Source organism: Aminobacter sp. P4_H6_2, from assembly GCF_056400805.1.
Genome location: NZ_JBFUKO010000687.1, coordinates 1 through 2,723 on the forward strand (window position 1 = coordinate 1; position 2,723 = coordinate 2,723).

Annotated in this window: 2 protein-coding genes and 1 pseudogene; 2 read left to right on the top strand and 1 reads right to left on the bottom strand. The window is 58.9% G+C overall.

Going from position 1 to position 2,723, the window contains the following annotated elements; genetic code table 11:
- The coding region (locus tag AC1DUU_RS28650) for a hypothetical protein (protein WP_476786719.1) at positions 1-686 on the bottom strand (686 nt) is incomplete at its 3' end.
- Positions 687-987: 301 nt separating this feature from the next.
- Between AC1DUU_RS28650 and AC1DUU_RS28655 the strand changes: the two genes are divergently transcribed.
- Both AC1DUU_RS28655 and AC1DUU_RS28660 read left to right on the top strand, forming a co-directional pair.
- Positions 988-1,998, top strand: coding sequence for an IS30 family transposase (locus AC1DUU_RS28655; RefSeq protein ID WP_476786720.1), 1,011 nt, complete (start codon positions 988-990; stop codon positions 1,996-1,998).
- A gap of 119 nt (positions 1,999-2,117) precedes the next feature.
- Positions 2,118-2,723 (top strand): annotated as a pseudogene (locus tag AC1DUU_RS28660) (helix-turn-helix domain-containing protein); the annotation flags it as partial.

Sequence of the window (2,723 nt, forward strand, 5' to 3'; positions counted from 1 at the left end):
GGCCACAACGGTGTCTTGTGGTAGGTTCCATCCTGCCAAATCGTCAGCCCCTCGCGATCTTCGTGCAGCAATCCCAGCCAGCACAGCGGTCGAATGATATCGTAGCGGAGCGCCGACCTTTCCGCCCAGGTTTCGACAGTCATTTCTGCTGGCTCCGGGTACGATTCGCTCGGATATAGCTCGTTCGCCAGGTCGTCCAACGAACAGCCCGTTTCTGCTTTCATATTGATAAGATTGAGAAAGACGTGCCACCAACGCATCCGATTACGGACGGCCTCCTGCGTCTGCCCGTAATGGATATAAGCATAAAGATAATCCGTCGCGATCAGATCGAAGAAGGCCTGCGGTCTCGCCAGAAAGTCTCGGCCGCGTTGGGTTGGTACCAGTACGTCCTTTCGCCGCCGCAGAAGCCGCAAGTACTTGACCATGTCACGGACGACCAAAAGCGGCGGCATATCGGCTTCGTTGAGAACCTTGTTGATGCTGTATAAGTCGTCCGACGTGTAGCCGGGCCAATCGAAGTGAACAGCGGCCCAGTGGACGAACTTGCGGTTCATTGCCCCCGACGCGGTCAGGCCGATGCCTCCCTGGGTCTCTGCGTAGGAAACAGTCTTGGTCATGCCGCGAAGCAGCGGCGACAGCGCGGCTACATCGACATCACCCATCAGCTTGATTTCCGGAAGCACCGCGAGATCCTGCCCCTGCACATTCAGCTGCCTGCAACATCTACCAGGAACGCAATAATTGAAACTGAGAAAGCTAAAGCCGATGGGTGTCTCTCACCCGCCCCGATCTGCCCTTGCAACCCGGACCAGCCGGTCAGATCGGGGCGGATTGTCGTGCGCCATGGCAGAAAGTGACATTTCTACTTTGCGCCCGGGCGGACATTCCAACCTAGCCGCCACATTTGATGTAGCGGGGTGGGTTCTACCTTGAAGTGCGACTTTGCAGCGATACCAATGGGTTATCGTAAGCAAGGAAGCGCAGATGAAACGCACCTACTCGCAGATTGATCTCGATGAGCGGCGCAAGATCGCCCGCTGGCGTCAGGCTGGGGTCAGTGTCGATGTGATCGCCGAGAAGCTCGGCCGGCATCGTTCGACGATTTTCCGCGAGTTGCGCCGGAACATCTTCGAGGACGCGGAGATGGCGGATCTGACCGGCTATTTCTGTGTCACGGCCGACAGTATGGCCAAAGAGCGCCGCAGCCGATATCGCAAGCTGGTGCGGTTTCCGCGCCTGCGATCGGCCATCATCGAGCGGATCAAGCATGGCTGGTCGCCAGAGCAGATCGCTGGCCGACTGCAGTTCGAGAGAAGTTCGACGCGGGTCTGTCACGAGACGATCTACCGCTTTGCCTATTCGAGCGAGGGCCAGGAGATGAAGCTGTGGCATTATCTGCCCGAGCGTCGGGCGCGCCGCCGGCCACGCCATGCCCGGCGCCGTCATGGCCGAAGATTCGGCCCAGAACTCAGCATTCTGCACCGCCCCGACATCGTCAGAGAGCGAAAGCAGCTTGGTCACTGGGAATGCGACCTGATCCAATTCCGCAAGAAGTTCGGCAAGGCCAACGTCACATCATTGGTTGAACGGGTCAGCCGCTTTGCGGTGTTCCTGCGCAACAACGACCGGCAATCGAAGCCGATCATGGACCGGCTGATCGAGACCTTGAGCGCCCTTCCCCATGCCGCACGCCGTTCGATCACCTTTGATCGCGGCACCGAATTCACCGACTGGCCGTATCTCCAGGCCGGGCTCGGCGTGCAAACCTGGTTTTGCGACCCGCAGTCGCCGTGGCAGAAAGGTTCGGTTGAAAACACCAACCGCAGGGCTCGCAAATGGCTGCCGCGGGACCTCGATCCGCTGTCGGTCAACGACAGCGACCTGAAGGGCATTTGCGACCGCCTCAATACCACGCCGCGTAAATGCCTCGGCTTCAAGACGCCGTCTGAAGTGTTCCGCCAAAAGATGATGACGGCCCCGAGCAGGTCAGGCTAACCTGAGCCGCTGCAAAGTCGCGCTTCGACGATAACTCACAACCGCAAAGTTAAAATGTCCTGATTCTGCAAAGTAAGAATGTCACTCTGCCCGCGTTTTGACGACGCGGGAGATTGCGGATGGGACTGATTGCGATGAGCGAGCGCGATCTGCAACGGATCGAAGTTTTGTCGAAGGTTGTTGCCGGCCGGACGACGATCGTTTCGGCAGCRCATGTTCTGGCGCTGAGCCCGCGCCAGGTGCGCCGGCTSCTGGAACGGATGAAGACGAGCGGCGCGGGCTCGATCCGACACAAGGCGATCGGCCGCCCATCGAACAATCGGATTTGTGACGGCGTGCGCGATTATGCCATGGCGATCGTGCTAGAGCGCTATGCGGACTTTGGTCCGACACTGGCGGCGGAGAAGCTTGCGGAGCTCGACGGTTCATCGACGATGCGACGGGCAAGCTGATGCAGTTGCGCTTTGTGCGCTCGGAAAGCGCCTTCAGCTATTTTGCGGCACTGGAACTCTATTTGAAGGACCATGGTGCTCCCGTTGCCTTTTATTCCGACAAGCATTCGGTGTTCCGGGTGACCAAGAAGGATGCCAAGGGCGGCCAGGGCATGACGCAGTTCGGCCGTGCGCTTTCAGAGCTAAACATCGAGATTCTTTGCGCAAATTCGAGCCAGGCGAAAGGTCGTGTCGAGCGCGCCAATCGGACGCTTCAGGACCGCTTGGTGAAGG